The organism is Synechococcus sp. CC9616 (genome assembly GCF_000515235.1).
Classification (GTDB): domain Bacteria; phylum Cyanobacteriota; class Cyanobacteriia; order PCC-6307; family Cyanobiaceae; genus Parasynechococcus.
Map to the genome: position 1 here is coordinate 297,553 of NZ_KI911558.1, position 21,506 is coordinate 319,058.

Below are 21,506 nucleotides of genomic sequence, written 5' to 3' on the forward strand. Positions count from 1 at the left end.
GGGTGAGCGGCAAAGTCGACGTGGTGGTGATTGGTAGTGGTATCGGAGGTCTCTGCTGCGCCGGTTTGTGTGCCCGTGCCGGTAAAGAGGTCCTGGTGCTTGAAGCCCACAGCCAGCCCGGCGGTGCGGCCCATGGTTTTGAGCGTGATGGCTATCAGTTCGAGTCCGGACCTTCGCTCTGGAGTGGTCTGAGTGGTTGGCCCACCACGAATCCACTTGCGCAGATTCTCAGGGCTCTGGACCAGCCTCTGCCTGTGATTCGATACAGCGACTGGGATGTTCTGTTGCCGGAGGGACAGCTGCGTGTCGGCGTCGGCAGTCAAGACTTCGAGGCAGTGGTCAGGGATCTGCGCGGACCGCAGGCTGTTGCCGAGTGGCAGGCGTTCGGCGAGGTGCTGCAGCCGATTGCCGCCGCCGCCGCCGCTTTACCCCTGCTCAGCCTGCGTCCTGGAGCTGAGGTGTTGCAGCAGATGTGGAGCAGGGGCCGTCAGTTACTGCCCCATCTCCCCGCCATGCGTCATCTGGCGGGAAGTTTTGGCCCGCTTGTGAATCGCCACCTTCAAGACCCCTTCCTGCGCAACTGGGTGGATCTGCTCTGCTTTCTGATCAGCGGCATGCCCACGGCAGACACCAACGCCGCTGCGATGGCCACCTTGTTCGGGGAATGGTTCCAGCCGGATGCTCATCTGGATTACCCCGTTGGCGGAAGTGCCGCGGTCGCAGCGGCTCTTGTTGAAGGTCTGGAGCGACACGGCGGTTCCCTGCGCTGCGGCAGCCGCGTCGCAGCCCTCCAGCTCGATGCCGATCGTGTCTGTGGCGTGACCCTGAGCAGTGGTGAGCGGATCCAGGCCGATGCTGTTGTCAGCAACGCTGACGTCTGGAGCACGCTGGCCCTGTTGCCGGATGATGTCGCCAGAAGTTGGCAGCGCCAGAGGGCAGGCACGCCGCCATGCCAGTCCTTTCTGCATCTTCATCTCGGCTTTGCCGCCGATGGCCTGGAGGATCTTCCGATCCACACCGTATGGGTGGGGGATTGGCGGCGTGGCATCACGGCGGAACGCAATGCTGTGGTTCTGTCCGTCCCATCGGTGCTGGATCCCGGGATGGCCCCGTCCGGCCAGCATGTGCTGCATGGCTATACGCCGGCCAATGAGCCTTGGCAGCTCTGGCGAGACCTGAAACGGGGAAGTGAGGCTTACAACAGCCTGAAGAGCGAACGCTGTCAGGTGTTCTGGACGGTGCTGGAGCAGCAGATCCCGGACATTCGCGATCGCTGCAAGGTGGTGATGGAGGGATCTCCCCTCAGTCACCGTCGCTTTCTCAATGTCCATGAAGGCAGTTACGGCCCTGCCCTCTCAGCGGCGAAGGGACTCTTCCCAGGTGTGACAACACCTCTGTCAGGACTGTGGATGTGTGGAGCCAGCACCTTCCCCGGGATCGGCATTCCCCCCGTGGCGGCGAGTGGTGCTCTGGCTGCCCACGCCGTTCTGGGTCGTCAGGCTCAGGCTGAACTGTTGCGGGAACTTGGGATCTGACGATGTGTCGCAACCTGGCCGTCCATCGCTTGGATTGGTCTCAGGCCGCCTTTTCGGAGGTTCCGCTCAACACGCTGTGCAATAGCAACGGAGCCGTGTCATAACCTCCCTTCCGGTCGCCTGCCAGGCATGAACAGCAACGCCAAGATCGACGCTCTTGAGCTGATGCTCACAGATCTGCGCACGCGCAACGAACCGATTCGCCACAAAGCGGCATTTCGAGGATGTCAGCCTGAATTCCAGGCCCTGGTCTCCCGCCTGATCGAGCAGCTTGAAAGTGAACTGTTGGATGAAAAGCACCGGTTCAGGGAGGCGTCCCGATCAGTTCCCTCCTGATTATGTGAACAGATCACGCCAGCGTTGTTCCTGAGTTTCTGCGTCAGGTGTGTTTTCCAGGGGGAATCCAGCGAGAAAGTCCTTGTCGCTGCTTGGTTGGTAAGGACCCTGCTTCAGCTCGAAAATGACGGTGTCAGCCTCCAGAGCCACCAGAGTGTGCAGCTGACTCTCAGCCAGTTCGATGCCCTGTAGAGGTCCAGAGGCATCGAGGCGCTCCTGATGGGTGACCTCACCCTGTTGGTTCAGCAAAAGAAGTCCCACAGCTCCCTGGAGCACGAGAAAGCACTCAAATCCTTCCCCCTCTTGGTCGCGGAGATGGCGATGGGGGCGCACATAGGTTCCTGGTTGGAGCACATTGATGAACCGCTGAACAAGGTCGTTCGCCTGATGCAGGTTGTGATTCATGCGCAGCCGGCTCCCCTGGCGTGCCTCTTTTGCTACTCGATCGAACAGATCCTGATCCAAGCGTTGTAGCGGCTGGTGTTTGGTCATTCGATCTCGTTGAGGTTGCCGTTGCGATACGCCGCCGGAACAAGCACCAGAAACAAGGTCCACCAGGCGGCAACAGCAACTCCCAGGGGCAGCGTGATCCAGATGCGTTGCGGCCACCACCAGGATCCAGCCACCACAACCAAGCCGGTGAGGAGGATGCTCCAGGGCTGGCACCACCAGGGTTTCAGCGACCAGAAGCGGGGTTGCTCTCCTGAGGGTTGATCAGCGGAGGGCTTCGAGCTCACCGGATGCATGCAAGGTCGTGAGGTCGTCGTAGCCACCGATCAGCTGTCCATCAACGAACACCTGGGGGAAGGTCGTCATCCCGCTGCGGCTCTGCCAGCGCTTGAAATCGTCGTCACCGTTCACGGTGTCCACCTGATGCGGGAGGTCGAGGGTCCTCAGCAGCCGCAGGGCCCGAGCGCACCAGGGGCAGCCCGGTAAAACCGCGATCTCCAGCCGAGGATTCGCTGCGGCATCGGCAGGCTGAAGGGTCTGGGACTGAACCTGGTCCGTGATGCCCAGCAGTAGATCAACCCCCTTCTGCACAAGGGTTCCCGGCTCAAGGTGCCCTCCCCAAACCTGGCAGGCACCGTCCGAGAGGCTGAGGTGGAGATGGACGCCCTGGGGCGTGAAGTTGCCATTCAGGGTGATGACCTCGAGATCACCCTTGAGAACCCTGGGCTCTGCCTGGCCAGGGCATTGGAAAGCGGCCTGTGAGAGGTTGCCAACGATGCCGAGAACAAAGCCCGAAATCTGTTGCTCTGCAGCCAGTTGTTCGATGCTGAGGCGCAGGTCACTGCCGGGAGCCAATTTCAGCGGCAATGAACGCATGGCATCGAAGAAACGACAGGCCAGATTACGTGGAGAATCACACGAACAAGGCAAAGCCGCTGTTGGCACGATTTAGATACGATATAGATACGTTTCAGTAACGAAATGGTGTCAATTCTCCAGCAGTTGCGGCTTGAGTTGCAGCAGCGGTTCGAGCAGGGGGCTGCCCCCCTCAGCGCAGGTGAGGTGGCGGATGCCGCCAGTTCCGAGCGGATCAACGTCACCTTGCCGCAGGGGGTGATGGACGATCTCAAGCGGCATGCCCTGCAGGAGGGACGCAGCTGTGGAAATCTGGCGTCTTTTTTGATTGAAGACGGTCTGCGCCGTCATGCGGTGATCAGTCGAGTTGCTGACTTGTGAGCTTCTCGACCGTCCCGTTTCGTTGCAGTTTCAGGATCGAAACATCCAGGGGAGTATTCAGCTGGCTGCCCGTTTTGAATGCAAAACCGTAGGTTTCCTCGGCGAGCGTGAAGGGGGCGAGCTTGACCTTCATCTCAGGATTCTGTTTCAGGTAATACCGGATCGCAGGACGATCAAAAATCATGGCGTCCACCTGGCCCTGATTCACCATCTCAATGGCGGCAGCAAGATTCCGTGCCGCCACCTGGTTCATGTTGCCGCTTTCGGCCAGCCTGATGCCACTGGTGCCCTGAATCACAGCCACCCGACGTTGGGCGAGATCCTTGGCCGATGTGATCGGGGTGTCCGCGGCACCGGAGAGGAACAGGGTGAAGGCAGACGCAAGGCTGGCGGTGAGGGACGAAACAGCGATCAACGACATCACCATCCAGATGGACGTGATCGTTCGGCCCATGCGCGTCACCGGCGCTTTGTCTCCGTAGCCGACTGTGGTCAGAGTGACCAGGGCAAACCACATCCCACTGCTGATCCCAGCGACCGCCGGCTTCGGGAACGCTTCTTCATTGCGGTGCCGTTCGGCAAGCCAAACCAGCGTGCCCACTGCGGCGAGCACGCCGATCAGAACCACAACAGATGAGATCACCGCTCTGCCGAAAAACACCTGCAAGCGGCTGAACAGCGTCGGTGGACTCTTGGGCACAAGGACCCCTGCCTTGGCGAAGAAATATGGCTGCGTGAAATTGACGTCAGGGATGGCCAAACGCCTTGGCGTGATGCTGATCGGGCCAACCAGTAAATCAATGGCCTCACTGTCGACCGCCCGGATGCCTTCATCCGGGGACTCCTGGGGAATCAGCTCGTAGGTGAGCTTGTTTTCCTCAGCAACCTCTCGCCAAACATCAACGCTGATCCCACTGAATCCCGACCCTGTTTTGGTGACGAATGGTGGTGTTCCTGTCACGCCGACCTTGAGCGGTTTCGCCAGCAGAGGCGCCGCACCGCTGATCAACACCACCATCACTGCCGAGAGGCTGCTGATCAGGAGCCTGGGCCGGATCATCCGCTCGTCGGAATCTCACCGAACAGTGGCACAGATTCCTGGAGGCAAAAGGGCAACGGCGGCTGGTGATGAAGCATTGATCAATCGGACGACGGATCAGAACGACAGCCCGATCACCGGTTCATCGTTGCTCGAGCCGCCGGACGATCACGGCCATCGCTGCCAGAGAGCCGGCCAGGGCGATCAGAAGGGCAACGGTCATGGACGGATCAGGGAGTCGCTGATTGGTCCAGGTTGGCACTGATCAACTGCAAAAGCTGCGTTTCGCCTGGGAGGTGGTTTGGATGCAGTGAGCACGCCAAACTATGGTTCAAGGCTGCAATTGGGCTTGATGGTCGGAGCTTGCCTCCCGATTCAGTCAGCGTTTGATCTTGTTGCCCAGGCTCATTGATGGGAGAGCTCGTCTGGCAGTGGCGCTCTGAGGAGCTTGTGTTGCTGCCGCAACGGGCTCTCTGGCGTCCTCAGGGGCATGAGCTGCTGCTTGCCGACCTGCACCTCGGCAAGGCAGAAACCTTCCAGGCCCATGGCATTCCAATCCCCAGCGATGCCGACAGTGGCACCCTCAATCCCCTGCTTGAGCTTTGCCATCGTTGGCAGCCTCGGCGGATTTTTTTACTGGGTGATCTGATTCATGCTCGCGTCGGTCTGACGCCCCGGCTGCGGGACACCCTGCGGGCCCTGCCTGATCTCAGCGGAGCCGAGGTCTCCTTGATTGGGGGGAATCATGACCGGCACAGCTGGTTCGAAGGCTTGCCACAGCAACCGTCGCAGGCCCTGGGTCAGCTCTGGCTGAGCCATGCTCCCGAGGCATCGCCGCAGCCGGATCAACTCAATGTCTGTGGTCATTTGCACCCCATGACAAGGATTCATGGCAGCGCTGATCGGCTCAGGCTTCCGTGCTTCGCCTTCGACCCGGATGGTCCTCGTCTGGTGATTCCAGCCTTCGGACAGTTGACGGGAGGCCATGACTGCGGCGACCGTTACCGCCAATGGCTGGTGGCTGATGAGGCCATCGTTCCTTGGTTCAGTCCCCACCCCCAAACCCAAAGAAGGCGGTCGGCGTGATATCCCGACCCAGCCCCGCACCGCAGCTCCGTCGACCGCGGCGTCGACGCATGCGGAAACGCTGGCTTGTGCTGGCGTTGCCAGTGGTGGTTTTTGCCGGACTGGTGGCGATTGCTCCAGGGACTCCCGAACGCATGGAGAGTGCGCCTTCGGACTCATCCGCGCGTCCCGATCGGGGAGAACCTTTCGACTACATCCCGGATGATGAGGTCTACGCCCTCGAGCTGGATCCTCGGAAGGTTCGTTTTGATCTGCTCGAGGGTTGGGATCGGGAACAGGACGCTTACGAAGATCTCGCTGCTCTGGCCTATGTGTCTGGGCCAATGTACGAACGCCATATCGATAACGCAGGACAGGAAATCACAGTTCCTCTGGGTGATCTGAAGTTCGGCGCCAGGGTTTGGAAAGGGCGGAACCGCACGGCCTCCAGGCAGCGTGCCTTTGTGGGGATCCGACATGACGGCAGTGTGGATTTCGGGTATGGGGAACTCACGGAGGAGCGCAGCCGCACCTACAACACGTTCATCGGGGGGCTGCACAGTCTCTTCAACGACCTTGAAGAGCCCCCTGAGTCCTACAAGGGTGCTTACAGCAAAAGCATGGGGCAGCGGATCCGGTATTACCTGCCGCGTATCCGCATGGTGATGGGGCTTCGGGATGACGGAAAGCTGGAGGTGCTGATGAGTCGGGACGGACTCACCCTTGAGCAGACCAAAGATCTTTCCCGCCGGCGCGGCTATCTGGCGGCATACATGCCGGACCATGCCTCCAAAAGCCGCTTCATCATTCCCGGCGTGAAGGGATTCACAGAAGAGGACGCCAACTGGATCAGTGGCGGAGCCACCAGCTTTGTGCATGTGCCTTACATGCTGCGAATGAGTCAGCGAACAACCCCACTTCGAGGCAGTCTTTTGGAGGATTTGACCCCCAAGCTTCCGGGAGAGAGCCAGTGTGAAGGTCCTCTCGACTGTGTACAGGTCTTTGGAGCCCATCTCACCGATCGCGCCCTGGCCGGGTTGAACCGGGTGATGGAGCAGGGGGTCGAGCCACTGGCACGCATGATCTGGGCGCCTTCGCCCAACCCGCAGCCGCGTGAGGGGCTGCAGGATCAGCCGCAGCAAGATCCCGATCGCTCACCGCTGCGGGAACCACCGATCACGGCGGATCCTCTGGTGCTGCGCGATCAGCCCGCCGAGATGGATGACGACTGGGATGGTGGGGCCGTCAACCCTCCTTTGCCCCCGGATCTTCCTCCTCCGGTCCTGCTCGAAAACGCACTCGATCAGCCTCAACCACCTGAAACTCTTGAGGAGTCGGTGAACGTGAAGCCGCCTGTGGATGAGCCTCAGGCGCCATTAGACGACATCACGCCATCGGTTGAGGACGAACTCATCGGGGCACCGCCGCCGCCGGAATTACCCCCGCTGCCGCCGGTTAATCCCATGCCGCTGCCACTACCACCAGCAATGAACTAGCCGCCCGTGTCATGTCATGGATTTTGTGAATGTCGATCATTTAATTCTTGGAATTGCTTAAATCAATTGGTCAAGTTGCTTGCTCAAAAAATCCAGTTCTGTTGAGTGATATGAAAGGTGGCTCTTGATTATTGTCAAGCTGCCTTGAATTCAAACTACTTGGCTTGCTGGCGTGGAATATATTATCATCAACTCAATTTGTCCTAATTGATAATCTCCAGATAAGTAAACATTCCGTTCTCGTTGTGCCTCATCACGCATTCAAAATTTGAGCCTTTAGCTGGCCACCTGGTCCGTCCTTGAATGTTTTGGCTGGTGAAAGAAGTTGTTTATTTTTTGAACACACCATTGCAGTCCCCTGCGGCAGGTTTCTGGAAGCAATGCCCCTCGGGAGACCAATATCCAAGAGCGGGAAATCGCAGGCCCTGCGCGCGGGCTTTTGCATTCACGCCATCAATTCCCATCCCCTGGATAAGAATGTTTCCTTCGCCATCCACCAGATCAAGAAAATCATTTTCCTTGGTTTCCTGTGTGGGGCTTGAGAGGGCTGCTGCAGGCAGCATCACGGTGGCGACGGCAATCAGCAGAACACGGAACATGGTTCAGAGAAAGTTGGGATTTCAGTTGGTGGTGACGAGCACCGGCGTGCCGACCTTGACGCGGTTGAAGACCTGAATCACGTCGTTATTGAGCATCCGGATGCAACCAAGACTCACTGCGGAGCGAAGTTTGACCCAGTTGGGCCAGGCGGTGCCGTGAATGGCATATTCACCGGTTCCGATCTGCACATAGGCCATGTAACGCACCCCGACCGGATTCTTCGGCCCTGGGGCGATCACCTTGCCTTTCTTGTGATAAGTCGGAGCTGGCTCCATCTTTGTGATGGCATAGCTTCCTGCAGGAGTTGGCGATTCCGGAGCCCCGATAGCGACCGGATATTTACCGATCACCTTGCCGTCATCGAAAAGGGTGAGGTAGCGATTCTTCAGGCTGATCTGGATGGACGTTTCCGCCTGAGCCGGAGTCACTCCAGCAACCCCAACGGCGGCGCTGATTAGTGATGCCAGCAGAATCGGACGGATGGTCATGGGCTCCTGCAACGCTCAACGCAGGCATTTTGACCTATTTGAAAGGGGCTAGCGTCAGACCGTCGAAATGACTGTCTCCGCCCCATGGCCCTGTCTTCAGGATTCCGTCGCGCTTTGCTCGCCAGCGGCGTAGCCGTTCTCTCTGCTCTGACATCAATAGCGCCGGGACGGGCGGGGTTTTCGCCGGAACAGCTGGCCGGTTTTGAGGTGACCCATGTCCGTGGCACCGTCACAACGGTCCTTCCGGATCAGAAGGTTCTGGAGATTGTTGATCCCGAGGGGCACAAGGAGATCATCACGGTCGGAATCGAGATGGCTCCGCTTGGAATCCAAGTGGGTGACGGCGTCGATGTCTCGGTGCTGGATGGACTGGTGGTCGATCTGACGCTCAGCGGTTCCCGGGAGCTGAGTTTCGACAGGGAAGACATCATCATTCCCACCGATATGGGCCCGCTTAAGAAGGGGATGAGGGTGGCGCTTGCCTCGGGAACTGCTCGGGTGATCAAGGTGTCCAGCGAGGACCGCAGCATCAGCCTGATGGGCCCCCTGGGTGGCATTCACAACCTGGATGTTGTGGTGGATGCCAGTGACGATCTCTTCCCCAGGTTGAAGATTGGCGACGTGGTGGACTTTCGTTTGATTCAGCCTGTGGCGGTCGGTTTGGATCGCATCGCCGTTGCTGACGGGATTCCAGGCACCACCGATGCTCAGCCGTTGGTGGCGAAGATCGTCAACAGTGATGCAACGCTCAAGGCGGAACTGCTCCAGGCCTTCGAAATCACCAAGGTGAAGGGCAAGGTGATGCGTCTTTCCCCAGCAGATCGTGTGTTGGAGATCCAGAGTCCATATGGTCACTCCATGCTGATCACCAGTGGCGTGGACCTCTCGTCCTCCGGACTGGCTGTTGGTGACACCGTGACGATTGATTTACTGGATGGTCTTGTCGTGGATCTGCGTCGCAGTCCCGTCAAACGCCTCAGCTTTCGTCGCGAGGACATGATTCTCTCTGAAGACTTCGGGCCTGTTCGCCAAGGTGCTCGGGTAGCCATGGCGACCGGCACGGCGGAGGTGGTGAAAGTGTCAGCCAAAGACCATGAAGTGAGTCTTCGCGGTCCCTTCGGTGGTGTTCACAACCTTGATGTTCGCGAAGGGATCAAAGGTGATCCGGCCAAGACGTTGAACGTTGGGGATTATGTGGAGTTCCGCATGATCAAGCCGATTGCGATCGCCATTCGCAAAAGCGAGTGATCACGCGTCCTTGTGGGAAGCCAGGGCGCGAACCACATCGCCCCTGGTGAGCACACCCACAGGACGACGGGCTTCATCCAACACAAACAGGCGCTGTGTGCTCTTGTCGTGCAACTGGGACGCGGCTTTCGGCAACGGCATGGTCCCAAGGCAACTGTGGGTATCCCGTTGCATCAGATCGGCCACGCTGGTGCCAAGAACCTGATGCACCTGGCGATCCCAGTTGAGGGGATTGCGGAGATAGATCACGCTGTCCAGAAGCATCACGTAAGGCCCCGCATCCACCCCGCTTTCCCGCACCATCAGGTCCTGTTCGGTGAGTTCGCCGATCAAGGCTCCGTCGTTATCCACAACCGGCAAACCACTGATGTGGTGGTCGCTGATCAGCTGCACGGCGTCCTGCAATGAGGTGTCTGCCTTAACGCTGAGCACCGGCTGAGTCATCACATCAGCGACCGTCAGCTGCAGGACCATGATTTGGGTACGACTTCTCGCATTCTGCGCTGTTGGCATCCCTGCTCCGCTCCACAGCCAATGGCCTCACCGTGGCGCGGGCAGTGGTGGGCTTGCCATTGATCCTCGCTTTCGAAGGAGGGTGGTATGGATTGGCTTGGTGGCTGCTGTTGCTGGCTGGCCTGAGCGATGCCGCCGATGGTTGGCTTGCCCGCCGAGCCGGTGGAGGGTCCAGCTGGGGTGCTCGCCTCGACCCCCTGACGGACAAAGTGCTGATTGCAGCACCTCTTATCTGGCTGGCCTCCACGGGAGCCTTGCCGTCCTGGGCGATCTGGTTGCTGATGGCCAGGGAACTGCTGATCTCCGGATGGCGTTCCCAGGCCTTGGATGGGGCCCCCGCGTCAAGCGGGGGGAAGATCAAAACGATCCTGCAGTTCGTATCCCTGCTGCTGCTTCTCTGGCCGCCGGGTTGGAGTGGATCTTCACTTCTGGTTCAGGTGGGCTGGTGGCTGTTCTGGCCATCGCTGCTGTTGGCGATGACCTCAGCCGTGGCTTATCTCAAGCCCCGATCAGCTGGGAGTCTGAACTGAAATCCGGCTCGCTGGTTGGGCTGAGGGTGTAATCGTTCCGGTAACTGTCGGCCAGCCCTGCCGCCAGATCAAATCTGGGCTGCCAGGCCAGTTCCCGTTGAACCCGCGTGATGTCGGTCAGGAAATGGCTGATGCGCAGCGGAAAGGCCTTGCGAGCCTTCGGATCGAGGCCGGAGGGATCGAACGAACGCATTTCAACGCCATCCGGATCCCTGCCGCAGGCCACCGCCGCAGCTTGGATCAGTCCCTTGAAGCTGATCCCCTGGCTGCCAGAGCAGTTGTAGATGCGATTGGCCGACGTCTCCACGTCGATGCATCGGGCCATGGCTTCAGCGAGATCCTCCACATGCCCGAGCTGTGTGATGGTGCTTCCATCTCCTGGTAACGGAACAGGGCGGTCGTTCACGATGCGATCGAAAAACCATCGTTCGATCGGGTTGTAGTTCCCCGGTCCATAGATGTAGGTGGGGCGGAAGCTTGTGAAGGGAATGCCTTCGGAGCGCAGCCAGTTTTCCGTGTCAGCCTTGCCGGCATGGCGGCTCTGGGGGTCTGTGGGGCTGGATTCATTCAGGGGCCAGAGCTCCGAGGCTGCGTAGACCCCGGCCGAACTCACGTAAACGAAACGATGGCTGGGGGCTCCAGTGAGTTCCAGCACGCGTCGACTGTCGTCGAGTTTTCGCCCTGAGCTGTCGACAATCACGTCGAATCCACGTCCCTGCAGAGGCAACAGCCCTTCATGGCTGCTGCGGTCTCCGCTGAGATGTTCCACTCCGTCTGGGACAGCGTTTTTGCCACGGGTGAACAGGGTGAGCGCATGGCCCTGAGCCTGCAGACGGGCCACCAGCGGCTTGCCCACAAAGCGGGTTCCGCCCATCACAAGGATTCGCATGAAATCAGGCCTTAAGAGTGAAAAACGTAGTCAAAGACTGAGTAAAGCTTCCGAAGCTGTTCTGGACGGTTCCAAAGCTAAATGCCCTATGAATTGCCTAAATCACCTACTACTACCCCAATATGTGGAAACCGCCGCTAGGGCATTGGCACCGAGAAAGGCGGATCGGGACCACTGGGAAACTTTGTTGCGGGATCGGCTTAGGAGACTGCCCAGTCCCTGTGGAGTTAAATCAACGTCTGGAGCAATTGACAATACAAACAGTGAACGATAAATCAGTTTTGCTGAATCAAAATCTTGATCATTTTTTTCGATAACGCACTGCCCACTTTCTAACCCCACCATTGCTGACAGGGAATGCTTTGGAAGAGTTGAAATCAGACAGCGTCAGATGTCAGCACTGATTTCTTACCCATTTAGCAGCGTCCGTATCCCCAAGCTCAGCTGCTTTTCTCCAATCGGTGCAAGCTCCTTTGAGATCACCTAATTCTTCCTTTGAATTGCCACGATTGTAGTAGTAGTCTGCATCATTGGGGTCAATTTTAATTGCCTTTGTATAGTCAGCAATTGCTTCCTGATAATCCTTTAAATTATGCTTAGAATTACCACGATTGTTATAGGCCCTACCATAATTAGGGTTGATTTTAATTGCTTTTGTGTAATCAGCAATGGCGCCCTTGAAATCGCCTAATTTTTTTCTCGCAAGCCCACGATTGTAATAGGCAAGGGCATATTGAGGATAAATCTCGATTGCCTTGGTCCAATCAGCAATGGCTCCTTCTAGATTTCCACTTTTTGCTTTATCAAGCCCTGAATTCAACAGATCGACAGCATTCTGTGCGTAGGCTGTCTGCGTTGACAGCAACCCTGCTCCAATTCCAACAGCAGGAGTAAGCCCTACCAGTAACGGGCGTCCTAATGGCAAGAACAAGGCCAAGGCAGCGGCAAAGGCTGTTGTGAAGCGAGGCATCCTTAAGGCTGTATGGCTAGTCCATCTCTAGCCCTAATTGACGATCCCTGTCTGTATCTGGTCTGCCAACACAGAAACCCCACCATAGGGTTGTACTGCGCCCCAATACACCCGATAATAGGCTTAACAAAATTATGTCAGTTTTTATGAGGTCATTACTTAGAATTATTCCACTCATCGGTGTACTAGTTCTTTCTGCAATTCCAATAAAAGCTCAGGAGTTCGATCTTGCTGAAGTTTGCTCTGCCAGCGTAGAGGCTTCGACAGTATGCGGTGCAAGTTATTATCACGGAATGCTTATTCTTTTATGCAGCTTAGAGAAGAACGGTTACGTACCTCCTGAAGTGAAAAAAGCGATTATTCAAGACACCAGAGAATCAAAAGAACAATATAAACTTATTGCACTAGCAGCAGCTATCAAACTAGTCAGGTCACAAGAACCTGATTGCAGAATATGATTCGGCTTGAATTCTTTGAATCTAACCAACTACCCAACATAAAACCCTGTGAAACTCATTCCACTCATCGGTACACTGCTTCTTTCAGCAGCACCAGCTCAAGCCTCTCCGACACCTGAGCAGATAAAAAAACCTGTGAAGCTTCGGAAAAAGTATTGGACGCATGTTTTGGAACAGGAGTGTATATGTCATCGATAACTGGGTTTACATTGCTTTGTATGCTAAGGGAGGCCGGTGAAATAACACCAAAGATATTTGCAGAGACAGAGAAAGGACTTGGAAAAGGACCAGATAAAGAGTATGAAAAGGTTATGTGGAATGAAGGGATGAAAATTGTATTGGAAGAATATCCAAATTGTCCACTCAAACCTATTCCCTAGTTATCGTCTTCAACATCATTTGTTCTTTCAGGCTAGTTCTATGAAACTCTCTCCACTACTTTGTAGACACCTTCTTTCAGCAGCTCCTAGTCAGGCTTTTAATAACTATTGAGAGTTAGATAAAGCTTGTGATGAAACAAGATATTGAATATTTGCATCAGCCAATTGGTCGGCCTAAGCCGATACAGGGACTTTCGCATCTGTAGACCATCCAGCATGCGTAAACGATTCTGAGCGGGGATACCACCCTGGATTCGTTAACTGGTCACTAGGCTGATCGCTATTTTTTCGATTCAAGAGCGCAAGCCGCCACTCCAACTCATGCTTAAGACTGTTTGAATGTTCAGCAAGCTGGACTTGGCCCCGCAATCGAAAGTATTCAGAACGTAATTCCTCCCACTTGATTGCATATTCAAAATCGTGGGGTGTTGAAAGCCTCGGTCGTTTCATGTTTTGTTGGAGTAGATACTTACAACCTAAAGACGTCAAGAATGACCATATTGATTGCAGTAACTTTCCTTTATCGTAATTACCGTACCTGCACTTTGCTTAATATTTTGCTTAAATAATATATTTGCTTAAACATTGATATGGACAATTAGTGAAATGAAAGTAGCCAATCAATTGTCAATGCCTTTCTGGGACTAGGGAATACACATTTCATCCCCATCCTGCTTGAAGCCTTCCGCTCGCCTGCGGATCTCTTGATCAGCGTGTCGGTTCACAGTCCTCAGGGAAGAGACGCGAAACATCGGGATATTGCGCCCAAAGCCCCCTGAGATTCCCTCTCCTTCCAATCCTGTAAGACACAATCCCGTGTTGATTAGGGGCAGGGGACCAACTCGAGGCCAACACATTGCCAGTTCGAATCGCAATGCCATGGTGAACTGCTCCTCCGATCGTCCAAGTCAACCGATACCCGTCGCCTGAACGTTCAATAACGATGTTTGCCTGATATTGGCCGCCGTTGGGATTGCTACCGACGCAACGATACCGACCGACAAGATCTGCAGCTGCTGCTGGAGCAGCCATGAGTGCGGCCATGGCTATCAGCCTTAGTAAGAACAAACGATTCAAATTTCGAACCATCGTAGTCATCTTCGTAACAGCAAAGGCTCAACTGAACACGATGCCTGCAGATCGCATTCCTGAGCTGGTCGCAGAGTCGGCGGAATCAGAATGGATATACGGGGGAAAGGCATGGACATCAGCTGGGGGCCGCAGATCGAGATGGGCCGCATTGCTACGCAAGGGCTCGAGCTAAAGGATCCGGGTGTCGGCCTGGTTGTGCTGGGACTGGCGCTGTTTTTTCTTGAGATTCAGCTGTCGTCAGAGGTGGTCAAGGCTGATCTGCTGGCTGAGAACGAGCAGCTAAGGCTTCGATTGCGGCAGTAGCCACCCATTGAAAAAGACCGGTTGTCTCTCTTGGCTAAGGCCTGCATCGGCTCCACTAGCTCAATCGGGATGCTGGCCAGGACACGTTTGGTTTTCTCGGCGTTGACCGGCACAGCTCCTGCAGCCTTCAAACACGTACGTCACCTGATATCAATTCCGAGTCAGTTCATACAAAAGTATTGATAGGTGATACACCTCTTCTAAGCATTGCGCTTTCAGCCGTCCTAAGTCAGCCGCGCTGCCTGGATGCCCTAAAAAATGCCCTGGCCCGGCTATTCAAAAAGGAATGAAATCCAGTCATAGCCTCAATTGCGAGTCTTCTTTTGCTTGCCCACAAAGCGGGTTCCACCCATCACCAGAATCTTCATGACGTCAGGCCACGGGAACGAAGGTCGCAGGTGCGGCAACAGCAGTGCCAGGTTGGCTCATCGCATGCCGACCATGGCCATGCGGCGCTCGCCCTTCACCGGCATTGGCTTGCTACTGGCTCGCCAGGGATACGGAGTCAGTGAATCAAGGGACTCAAAATATCTGGCCCTCCATCATCTAAGGGGATGTTTGCTCTGGTGAAAGCGTGTGCATTGTGTTGATGACTGCGTTGTACTGAGTATCATGAATCAAATCGGCATTTGATCCGGAATGGCAATCTCCGAGGCCCTGTCGAAGCAGCTGATCAAAAGAAAAGAACTGCTCTACAACATCGGGGCGATCTCTTCATATATATCGATGGTGATTTTTCTGTGGCATGGCATAGTCCTTCTTGTGTCAAAGGAGCAACCAAAACATACGCTGGTTTTGTATGCAGCTTCGACGCTCTTTTCTATTTTGGTGATGGCTCCCTATAAGTGGGATAAGAAGTGGATGAGGATCAAGACCTCGGTTGGAATATCCGTTTTCGGCTTGTCCCTTTTGATCTATCTGATCTGTCTTGTGATGTATTGATTGCGGTTTGGATTGCTCTTGCGTAATCGGTTGTTGATAGGATTTCTCACTTTTTAATATTTCGTTGTTTCGTTAGTGGTTGCGATTGTTTGTTCCATTTACAATCGTCTCCAGAAGTTTCAGGCTTTCAAGGCACGCCAATTTGTGTTGTGCATCAGCAAGCATTGGGCGTCCTTGCGGAGCGCAATCTGCAACCAAGGAGGCTGCTTCAGAGGCTTGAACCTTCAGCAGTTCAATGCAGCGAGAAAGGCGTGCGCCAGGATCTTCAGCCATGGCAGAGGTCTGCTGAGCCATGTTTGGAACAAGTGCTTGAAGCAATTGGTTCAGCGCTCGATGTGCGCCTGATTGATCGGTTTGAGAGGTCATGAAGAAATTTTTATAAACAAAAGCCTTTGGCTTTAAGCGATGAAGCGGGCAGGGAGATCAAATATGTTGGGAATGAAGGCAAGTATGTTCATTCAATGATGCTCTAATCCTAGATGCGCACTTCTTGCTCGATGGGTGCATTCAGATCATCTCCGAGGGAGACGAATTTGAGTTTTTTGTTGCTGATCTCAAGGATTTTGTATTTTTCTGGTCCTTGAATGTAGCCAAAGTCTGGTCCGGTGATCAAGCAGTCTTTCTTGAAACAACGTGTTGTAAAAGTGTGCAACATGGCTCCTTGAATGCCTGGTGGAGTCCAGATTTGGAAGGTGTTTTTGCTGCGGTCGATCTTGACCTTGCAATAGGTTGGACGACCTCCACCGTGGCGGCACAGCGCTTCCAGCGAATCCTCTGGTGCTCGCTCCCCTGGATAGGCTCGTGCTGAATCTGTGGTGATGATGTTATGGCTGAACAGGAAGAGTCCAATAGACATAAGGCATGATTGATTCAACCGAAATGTCATGTCCAGTTAGAGCAAAGTTTCGATCTTAAGCAGTCTGATTGTGTCGACATCAGTTTCTTGTCGTGGCCTGTTGGTTCTTTGTTGATCACACCTTTGATTGTGTTTCTTTTTGGTTTTCAACGTGATCTGATTGTGTTGCGGTGATCGTTTCGCAAAGGAGTGTCATCAATCTGGGCTTGACCAGTTTTGGAGCTGAGTCACAGGGTCCTGAAGAGCGGCCATGAAGCATGGCGCTGCAGGATGGGAGTGCTCCCAAAAGCAGGTCATGGAGATCATCCCTGCCATCGATCTGCTCGATGGTGCTTGCGTTCGCCTCCATCAGGGTGATTACGAGCAGGTGACTCGCTTTAGTGAAGATCCTGTTGCCCAGGCCCGCAGCTGGCAGCAGCAAGGTGCCTCGCGGCTTCACCTTGTTGATCTCGATGGAGCCAAGCGTGGGGAGCCTGTCAACGACGAAGCCGTGCGCGCGATTACGGCTGCACTCGATATCCCTGTTCAGCTCGGCGGTGGCGTGCGCTCCTTGCAGCGCGCTCAGGAGTTGCTGGCCTGCGGCCTTGATCGCGTGATCCTGGGCACCGTGGCCATTGAGCAACCCGACCTCGTGCGCGAGCTGGCGGCGACGTTCCCTAACAGAATTGTGGTTGGCATCGATGCCAACAATGGCCGGGTGGCGACCCGCGGTTGGCTTGAACAAAGCGATGTTCTGGCCACCGACCTGGCGTGTCTTTTCAGTGCGGACAACCTCGCTGCGATCATCACAACGGACATCGCCACTGATGGCACCCTTGCAGGCCCAAATCTGCAGGCTCTGCGGGAGATGGCGGAGGTCAGCCACGTGCCTGTGATTGCTTCCGGTGGCATTGGATGTATGGCAGACCTTCTGTCGCTTCTGGCTCTCGAGCCCCTCGGCGTTTCTGGGGTAATCGTTGGACGAGCGCTCTATGACGGACGCGTTGATTTGGCGGAGGCGATTCGGGCCATTGGTGAGCAACGTCTGCAGGATGTCACCAGCCAGTTGTTAGACATGGCCTGAAGCCTCCACTGGCGGAAGGTTTTAAGGTGATGTCAACGAGCCCCCCTTTGTGGTATAGCGTCAGACCTCCACAGCTTCAACGTCGCCCCTGAATCAGGGGTTGATGGAGGTTTTCGATCGTTGCCGCAACCTCGGAATGCGATTGAGCCGTCAGCGCCGCATGGTGCTCGATCTGCTCTGGAGTGAACGCAGTCATCTGAGTGCTCGCGACATTTTTGAAAAATTGAACGCCCGCGGTCGCAGCATCGGCCACACCTCCGTTTATCAGAACCTTGAGGCGCTTCAGTCGGCAGGGGTGATCGAGTGTCTGGATCGTGCCAATGGACGGCTCTACGGCTACCGCAGCGATCCCCACAGTCATCTCACCTGTTTGGACAGTGGCTCCATCGAAGACATCGATGTGGAGTTGCCGTCTGATCTTCTGGAGCAGATCGAACGACGGACAGGTTTTCGCATCGAGTCGTACACCCTTCAACTCAACGGCCGGCGCACCCTGGAGGATTGAGCCGAGGCTCGTTACCTTGACGGTCTGACCTGCTCGGACCGCCCCTTGGCTGCTTCCAAACCGGTGAGAATTCTCCTCCTGGCACCGGGCCTTCTGGGTGAATCTCTTGCGTTGCAGCTCACGGCGGCGGACAACGACCTCGAGGTTTTGCTGAAGCCCGACCAGCTCAAGGGGCATCCCGCCCTGGTGATCTGGTCGATCGAGGCGATCACCAGCTTCAACGCTATCCGCCGCGAAGCCTTGCTACTTCAGGAGCGCTGGACACCATCCCCGCTCCTGCTGTTGTTGCCTCCACAGGTTTCAGTCAGTCGCGACGAACTGCTGACCCTTCCGGCTGCCGGCCTTTTGCAGAACAGCGACGTTGCCACTCTGCAAGAGGCCATCCCCACCCTGATTGGTGGCGGCCGTGTTGTGGAGATTCACGCTGCTGATGTCGCTCGATCTGAGGCTTCATCGGCCATGGGGCTTGGCCAATGGCTGTTGATCAGTGGCCTGCAACAGATCAGTGACGATCTGCGGGTGATGGACGCCATGTTGAAGCCGCCGCCAGAGCATCCACTGCTACTGCTGATCCTGGAAGGCCGATGCCGTGAGCTGCGTTGTGCCCGCTCCTTGCTGCTCTGGTTGTGGGGCCCTCTTCAGCTCGGATTCGATCATCCGGTGCCGTTTCAGTCCGAACCAGACCACTCCCGCCGGCTCGATGATTCCACCGCAATCACTCTGCGGGAGCGCAGTGCGGTGGCTGTCTGGACGGCCATCCGTGATCGTTTGGATACGGCTGTTCAGGGCGGCCTGAACAATGCCACTGGCAGGTTGCTGGCCATCGATGGGCTTAATCCGGAGCGGAGGCGAGATCTTCTTTTGGCTCTCCTGCACCAACTCGACCAGGTGCTCCAGGAACTCCGTTGCGCCGACGACACGCGATCGTTTTCCCAGGCCTGGACGTCTCTTCAGCCGGAACTTCGTCGTCAGGCTCTGACCAGTGTGGCCGGTCGCTACGTCCAGCTGCCCCAGGGTGACGACCTGCTGCCGGTGGCCGATCAACTGCTCACGCAAGCTGATCTCTCCGGAACAGACGATGAATTGCCGGATGCCAACAGCATGTTGACCCCGTTGCTGGTGAATCAGCCAGTGCTCGTCAATGGCCAGCTTCTGCCCGCGGACGATCCCAGAGCACTGCTGCAGCTGGAAACCCTCGTGAGCAACTGGCTGGTGAGAACTGCAGAGTTGATCGGCGCAGAACTGCTGGATGCCTGTGGAAGCTGGCCGGAGTTGCGTCGCTACTTGTTGCGAGATGCCTTGGTGTCCACAAGGGAGCTGGAGCGTCTCCGGAACCGGCTGAACACTCAGATGCGGATTGCTGACTGGATCGAGCGGCCGGTTCAGCTCTATGAAAGCCGCCGCACCTTGTTCCAGCTTCGACAGGGACGGATTGAGCCACTGCAGCTCACGGAACCCCGTGATCAGGAACTGAATCAACTGGGATGGTGGCAGCGCCAGGTGGCGCTGCTTGTGGAGACCCGTGATGCCCTCGCTCCTCAGGTGCAGGCCTTGGTGAGGCGTCTCGGGGATCTAATGGTGGTGGTCCTCACCCAGGTGGTCGGCCGAGCCATCGGTCTGATCGGCCGTGGAATCGCCCAGGGGATGGGACGCAGCCTCGGACGGGGCTGAATCGAACTTCCAGCAACCAGCCAGCAGTCAGGATGGTCGCTTGCAGCAACCCCCCATGCCCCCTCTGGTCTCTGCACTGATCGGTCTTTGTCTGTCCCTGTTTCTACTGGTCTCCCCCGTTGCGGCTGCCAGGGATAGCAACAGTTACGACGGCAATATCTACGCGTTGTATGCCGGGAACGGGTCGCTGGTTCCCCCGGCGAGCACCCTCGCAGATGCATTAAAGGGCGGCCGCAGCAGCGTTCTCGTTTTTTATCTAGATGACAGTGCCGACTGCAAACGTTTTGCCCCCGTGGTGTCTGAGCTGCAGAGGCTCTGGCTCAGCAACATCGAGTTGTTGCCTCTGAGCATCGACCCCTTGCAGGGGCGTCCCCCGAACGGCCCGCAGGATCCAGCCTCTTACTGGAAGGGACAGATTCCGCAGGTGGTGGTGATTGCTCCGGATGGGACAGTCGTGCTGGACCGTGATGGTCAGGTGCCTCTTGGTGATATCAATGAGGCCATCAGCAAGGCCACGGGTTTGCCTGCTCCAGAGCTGCGGACTGTCAATCCAGGTGGCAATTTCAATGAAGTGAATATCGAGGTAGAGGTGGTCCCTGGGTAGGCCGCTTACGCTGCCGCCGGTTTAAACGGCTGTTGGCCGAACGCTTCTGTGGTTGTGCTGATTCTTCTTCTCCTGCTCGGCCTTGCCGTGGCCTGGATCGAGCTGCGCCATCGCTTGCGGCCCGCTTCCCCCCTCACCATGCGTGCGATCGACTGGGCCGTGGCGCCCCTCGGCAGCGAAGTGCGTGTGACGGGTGTTCTGGAGATCAGCAATCCCCATCACCGCATGGAGGTGTTCGTTCCAGAACTGCGTGTGGATCCCGTTCTGCTGGGCAAGGCTGCTCCGAGCCAACTGCAGGTGTCGACGACCATTGATGCAGACCACCCCGATGAGGACAGCCGGGCAGATGGTTATTGGGCGGCTTACATCGTTAAAGGTCGCAAGTCGACCCGAGCGAAGGTCACCATCACCCTTCGGGACCCATCCGGGAGCAATCCACTGGATCGATTCGACAGCCTCTGGGCTGATGTCCATTGGATCAATTACGGACCGTTCGGACGGCTGGCACGTCGTCAGGGGTTGCTCGTCTCCCTGAATCGGCCGCAGCCACTGACAGCTGCGAATGCCGAGTTTCGAGTCGGAGATGGCTGTCGGGTTCTGCCCCTGCGAACCCATCTGCTTGGCACGCTGGATGATCCGATCGAGATGCTGCGGACCTACGCCTCCGATCTGCTCCAGCCAGGGGATGTGCTCACCATCGGTGAGACCCCTGTTGCTGTGATCCAGAGCCGCTACCGCCACCCGAGCGAGGTGCAGCCTGGCCTGGTGGCGCGTCTTGCCTGCCGGGTGTTTCATCCCACCAGCAGCCTTGCAACGGCTTGTGGTCTGCAAACCCTGATCGATCTGGTCGGTCCAACCCGCGTGCTCGTGGCTTGGATCGGTGGGTTGCTGCTCAAGCTGGTGGGTGTTCCCGGTGGCTTTTATCGACTGGCAGGTGATCAGGCTCGTCTGATCGACGACATCACCGGAACGACACCGCCCTATGACCAGACGATTGTTCTCGGACCTGACGAACCGGAGGCCCTCTGCCAGAGAGCGGCCACGGAGCTGGGGGTTGCCGTCGCGATTGTCGACGTCAACGATCTTGGCCGCGTGAAGGTGCTGGCCTCCAGCCGCGGTTGCGATGAGGAGCTTCTTCAACGGGCGCTACGTCCGAACCCGGCCGGCAATGCCAACGAACGAACTCCTCTTGTTCTGGTGCGCCCCGGCATTGCCTGAGCGATACATTTGAGTCAGT

At 56.5% G+C, this 21,506-nt stretch carries 28 protein-coding genes; 17 read left to right on the plus strand and 11 right to left on the minus strand.

Annotated features, from left to right (window positions below):
- The first annotated feature begins 2 nt into the window (after positions 1 to 2).
- Both SYN9616_RS0101740 and SYN9616_RS0101745 read left to right on the plus strand, forming a co-directional pair.
- Complete coding sequence (locus SYN9616_RS0101740) at positions 3 to 1,535, plus strand: NAD(P)/FAD-dependent oxidoreductase (RefSeq protein WP_028951594.1); 1,533 nt, start codon at positions 3 to 5, stop codon at positions 1,533 to 1,535.
- 129 nt (positions 1,536 to 1,664) lie between these two features.
- The gene (locus SYN9616_RS0101745) at positions 1,665 to 1,871 is read left to right on the plus strand and encodes a hypothetical protein (RefSeq protein WP_028951595.1); all 207 of its coding nucleotides are present in this window, start codon (positions 1,665 to 1,667) and stop codon (positions 1,869 to 1,871) included.
- Here SYN9616_RS0101745 and SYN9616_RS0101750 read toward each other — a convergent pair whose 3' ends face one another.
- Genes SYN9616_RS0101750 through SYN9616_RS0101760 form a run of 3 tightly spaced genes read right to left on the minus strand, consistent with a single transcriptional unit; the run spans position 1,872 to position 3,197 of the window.
- Positions 1,872 to 2,363 (minus strand): WbuC family cupin fold metalloprotein, encoded by a 492-nt coding sequence (locus tag SYN9616_RS0101750; protein ID WP_028951596.1) that lies wholly within the window; start codon positions 2,361 to 2,363, stop codon positions 1,872 to 1,874.
- Entirely contained in the window at positions 2,360 to 2,608 is a 249-nt protein-coding gene (locus SYN9616_RS14960) for a DUF6737 family protein (protein WP_232199890.1), read from the minus strand. The genes SYN9616_RS0101750 and SYN9616_RS14960 overlap by 4 nt, the downstream gene beginning before the upstream one ends.
- The gene (locus SYN9616_RS0101760) at positions 2,586 to 3,197 is read right to left on the minus strand and encodes a PCC domain-containing protein (RefSeq protein ID WP_028951597.1); all 612 of its coding nucleotides are present in this window, start codon (positions 3,195 to 3,197) and stop codon (positions 2,586 to 2,588) included. Before SYN9616_RS0101760 ends, SYN9616_RS14960 begins: the two co-directional genes overlap by 23 nt.
- 108 nt (positions 3,198 to 3,305) lie before the next feature.
- Here SYN9616_RS0101760 and SYN9616_RS0101765 point away from each other — a divergent pair, with 108 nt between their 5' ends.
- Positions 3,306 to 3,557 (plus strand): CopG family transcriptional regulator, encoded by a 252-nt coding sequence (locus SYN9616_RS0101765; protein WP_028951598.1) that lies wholly within the window; start codon positions 3,306 to 3,308, stop codon positions 3,555 to 3,557.
- Here the strand turns inward: SYN9616_RS0101765 and SYN9616_RS0101770 are convergent.
- Positions 3,535 to 4,617 carry a transporter substrate-binding domain-containing protein gene (locus tag SYN9616_RS0101770; RefSeq protein ID WP_037990574.1) on the minus strand — a complete coding sequence of 361 codons (1,083 nt, stop codon included), beginning with the start codon at positions 4,615 to 4,617 and terminating at the stop codon, positions 3,535 to 3,537. The genes SYN9616_RS0101765 and SYN9616_RS0101770 overlap by 23 nt on opposite strands.
- A gap of 25 nt (positions 4,618 to 4,642) precedes the next feature.
- On the opposite strand from SYN9616_RS0101770, the gene SYN9616_RS0101775 reads away from it, so the two are divergent.
- From SYN9616_RS0101775 to SYN9616_RS0101790, 3 genes are all read left to right on the plus strand, one after another.
- Entirely contained in the window at positions 4,643 to 4,861 is a 219-nt protein-coding gene (locus tag SYN9616_RS0101775) for a hypothetical protein (protein ID WP_028951600.1), read from the plus strand.
- Between the two features lie 146 nt (positions 4,862 to 5,007).
- Positions 5,008 to 5,682, plus strand: a complete 675-nt coding sequence (gene pdeM / locus SYN9616_RS0101785; protein ID WP_028951601.1) for a ligase-associated DNA damage response endonuclease PdeM — start codon at positions 5,008 to 5,010, stop codon at positions 5,680 to 5,682.
- A gap of 50 nt (positions 5,683 to 5,732) precedes the next feature.
- Positions 5,733 to 7,157 carry a hypothetical protein gene (locus SYN9616_RS0101790; protein WP_051410910.1) on the plus strand — a complete coding sequence of 475 codons (1,425 nt, stop codon included), beginning with the start codon at positions 5,733 to 5,735 and terminating at the stop codon, positions 7,155 to 7,157.
- Between the two features lie 329 nt (positions 7,158 to 7,486).
- Here SYN9616_RS0101790 and SYN9616_RS0101795 read toward each other — a convergent pair whose 3' ends face one another.
- Positions 7,487 to 7,756: a hypothetical protein gene (locus SYN9616_RS0101795; protein ID WP_198015117.1), complete on the minus strand. Its 270-nt coding sequence runs from the start codon at positions 7,754 to 7,756 to the stop codon at positions 7,487 to 7,489.
- A gap of 21 nt (positions 7,757 to 7,777) precedes the next feature.
- Positions 7,778 to 8,245: a L,D-transpeptidase gene (locus SYN9616_RS0101800; protein ID WP_028951604.1), complete on the minus strand. Its 468-nt coding sequence runs from the start codon at positions 8,243 to 8,245 to the stop codon at positions 7,778 to 7,780.
- 84 nt (positions 8,246 to 8,329) lie between these two features.
- Here SYN9616_RS0101800 and SYN9616_RS0101805 point away from each other — a divergent pair, with 84 nt between their 5' ends.
- Positions 8,330 to 9,493, plus strand: a complete 1,164-nt coding sequence (locus tag SYN9616_RS0101805; protein WP_028951605.1) for a hypothetical protein — start codon at positions 8,330 to 8,332, stop codon at positions 9,491 to 9,493.
- Here the strand turns inward: SYN9616_RS0101805 and SYN9616_RS0101810 are convergent, their stop codons facing one another.
- A complete protein-coding gene (locus tag SYN9616_RS0101810; protein ID WP_028951606.1) occupies positions 9,494 to 9,967 on the minus strand; it encodes a CBS domain-containing protein in 474 nt (157 codons plus the stop codon).
- Positions 9,968 to 9,999: 32 nt separating this feature from the next.
- Here SYN9616_RS0101810 and SYN9616_RS0101815 point away from each other — a divergent pair, with 32 nt between their 5' ends.
- A complete protein-coding gene (locus tag SYN9616_RS0101815; protein ID WP_028951607.1) occupies positions 10,000 to 10,536 on the plus strand; it encodes a CDP-alcohol phosphatidyltransferase family protein in 537 nt (178 codons plus the stop codon).
- On the opposite strand, the gene SYN9616_RS0101820 is transcribed toward SYN9616_RS0101815, so the two are convergent.
- Positions 10,505 to 11,425, minus strand: a complete 921-nt coding sequence (locus SYN9616_RS0101820) for an NAD-dependent epimerase/dehydratase family protein (RefSeq protein ID WP_028951608.1) — start codon at positions 11,423 to 11,425, stop codon at positions 10,505 to 10,507. The two genes, SYN9616_RS0101815 and SYN9616_RS0101820, sit on opposite strands and share 32 nt — an antisense overlap.
- A gap of 394 nt (positions 11,426 to 11,819) precedes the next feature.
- Entirely contained in the window at positions 11,820 to 12,395 is a 576-nt protein-coding gene (locus tag SYN9616_RS0101825; protein ID WP_028951609.1) for a tetratricopeptide repeat protein, read from the minus strand.
- 146 nt (positions 12,396 to 12,541) lie between these two features.
- Between SYN9616_RS0101825 and SYN9616_RS16970 the strand changes: the two genes are divergently transcribed.
- From SYN9616_RS16970 to SYN9616_RS0101840, 4 genes are all read left to right on the plus strand, one after another.
- Positions 12,542 to 12,853 (plus strand): hypothetical protein, encoded by a 312-nt coding sequence (locus SYN9616_RS16970; RefSeq protein ID WP_156918622.1) that lies wholly within the window; start codon positions 12,542 to 12,544, stop codon positions 12,851 to 12,853.
- 1,580 nt (positions 12,854 to 14,433) lie between these two features.
- On the plus strand, positions 14,434 to 14,628 hold the full coding sequence (locus tag SYN9616_RS0101835) for a hypothetical protein (protein ID WP_028951610.1): 195 nt from the start codon (positions 14,434 to 14,436) through the stop codon (positions 14,626 to 14,628).
- A 366-nt stretch (positions 14,629 to 14,994) separates the two neighbouring features.
- Positions 14,995 to 15,198: a hypothetical protein gene (locus SYN9616_RS16975; protein ID WP_198015118.1), complete on the plus strand. Its 204-nt coding sequence runs from the start codon at positions 14,995 to 14,997 to the stop codon at positions 15,196 to 15,198.
- A gap of 69 nt (positions 15,199 to 15,267) precedes the next feature.
- Positions 15,268 to 15,570, plus strand: a complete 303-nt coding sequence (locus tag SYN9616_RS0101840) for a hypothetical protein (protein ID WP_028951611.1) — start codon at positions 15,268 to 15,270, stop codon at positions 15,568 to 15,570.
- Positions 15,571 to 15,642: 72 nt separating this feature from the next.
- Here SYN9616_RS0101840 and SYN9616_RS14965 read toward each other — a convergent pair whose 3' ends face one another.
- The gene (locus tag SYN9616_RS14965; protein WP_037990577.1) at positions 15,643 to 15,936 is read right to left on the minus strand and encodes a hypothetical protein; all 294 of its coding nucleotides are present in this window, start codon (positions 15,934 to 15,936) and stop codon (positions 15,643 to 15,645) included.
- A 109-nt stretch (positions 15,937 to 16,045) separates the two neighbouring features.
- A complete protein-coding gene (locus tag SYN9616_RS0101850) occupies positions 16,046 to 16,426 on the minus strand; it encodes a hypothetical protein (protein ID WP_028951612.1) in 381 nt (126 codons plus the stop codon).
- A 295-nt stretch (positions 16,427 to 16,721) separates the two neighbouring features.
- Between SYN9616_RS0101850 and hisA the strand changes: the two genes are divergently transcribed.
- From hisA to SYN9616_RS0101880, 5 genes are all read left to right on the plus strand, one after another.
- Positions 16,722 to 17,489: a 1-(5-phosphoribosyl)-5-[(5-phosphoribosylamino)methylideneamino]imidazole-4-carboxamide isomerase gene (hisA, locus tag SYN9616_RS0101860; RefSeq protein ID WP_028951613.1), complete on the plus strand. Its 768-nt coding sequence runs from the start codon at positions 16,722 to 16,724 to the stop codon at positions 17,487 to 17,489.
- A gap of 103 nt (positions 17,490 to 17,592) precedes the next feature.
- On the plus strand, positions 17,593 to 17,994 hold the full coding sequence (locus tag SYN9616_RS0101865) for a Fur family transcriptional regulator (RefSeq protein ID WP_037990579.1): 402 nt from the start codon (positions 17,593 to 17,595) through the stop codon (positions 17,992 to 17,994).
- Between the two features lie 45 nt (positions 17,995 to 18,039).
- Positions 18,040 to 19,665, plus strand: a complete 1,626-nt coding sequence (locus tag SYN9616_RS0101870; protein ID WP_028951615.1) for a DUF3685 domain-containing protein — start codon at positions 18,040 to 18,042, stop codon at positions 19,663 to 19,665.
- 55 nt (positions 19,666 to 19,720) lie between these two features.
- Positions 19,721 to 20,269, plus strand: a complete 549-nt coding sequence (locus tag SYN9616_RS0101875) for a thylakoid membrane photosystem I accumulation factor (protein WP_028951616.1) — start codon at positions 19,721 to 19,723, stop codon at positions 20,267 to 20,269.
- A gap of 57 nt (positions 20,270 to 20,326) precedes the next feature.
- Complete coding sequence (locus SYN9616_RS0101880) at positions 20,327 to 21,487, plus strand: F420-0:Gamma-glutamyl ligase (protein WP_156918878.1); 1,161 nt, start codon at positions 20,327 to 20,329, stop codon at positions 21,485 to 21,487.
- The last annotated feature ends 19 nt before the right edge of the window (positions 21,488 to 21,506 follow it).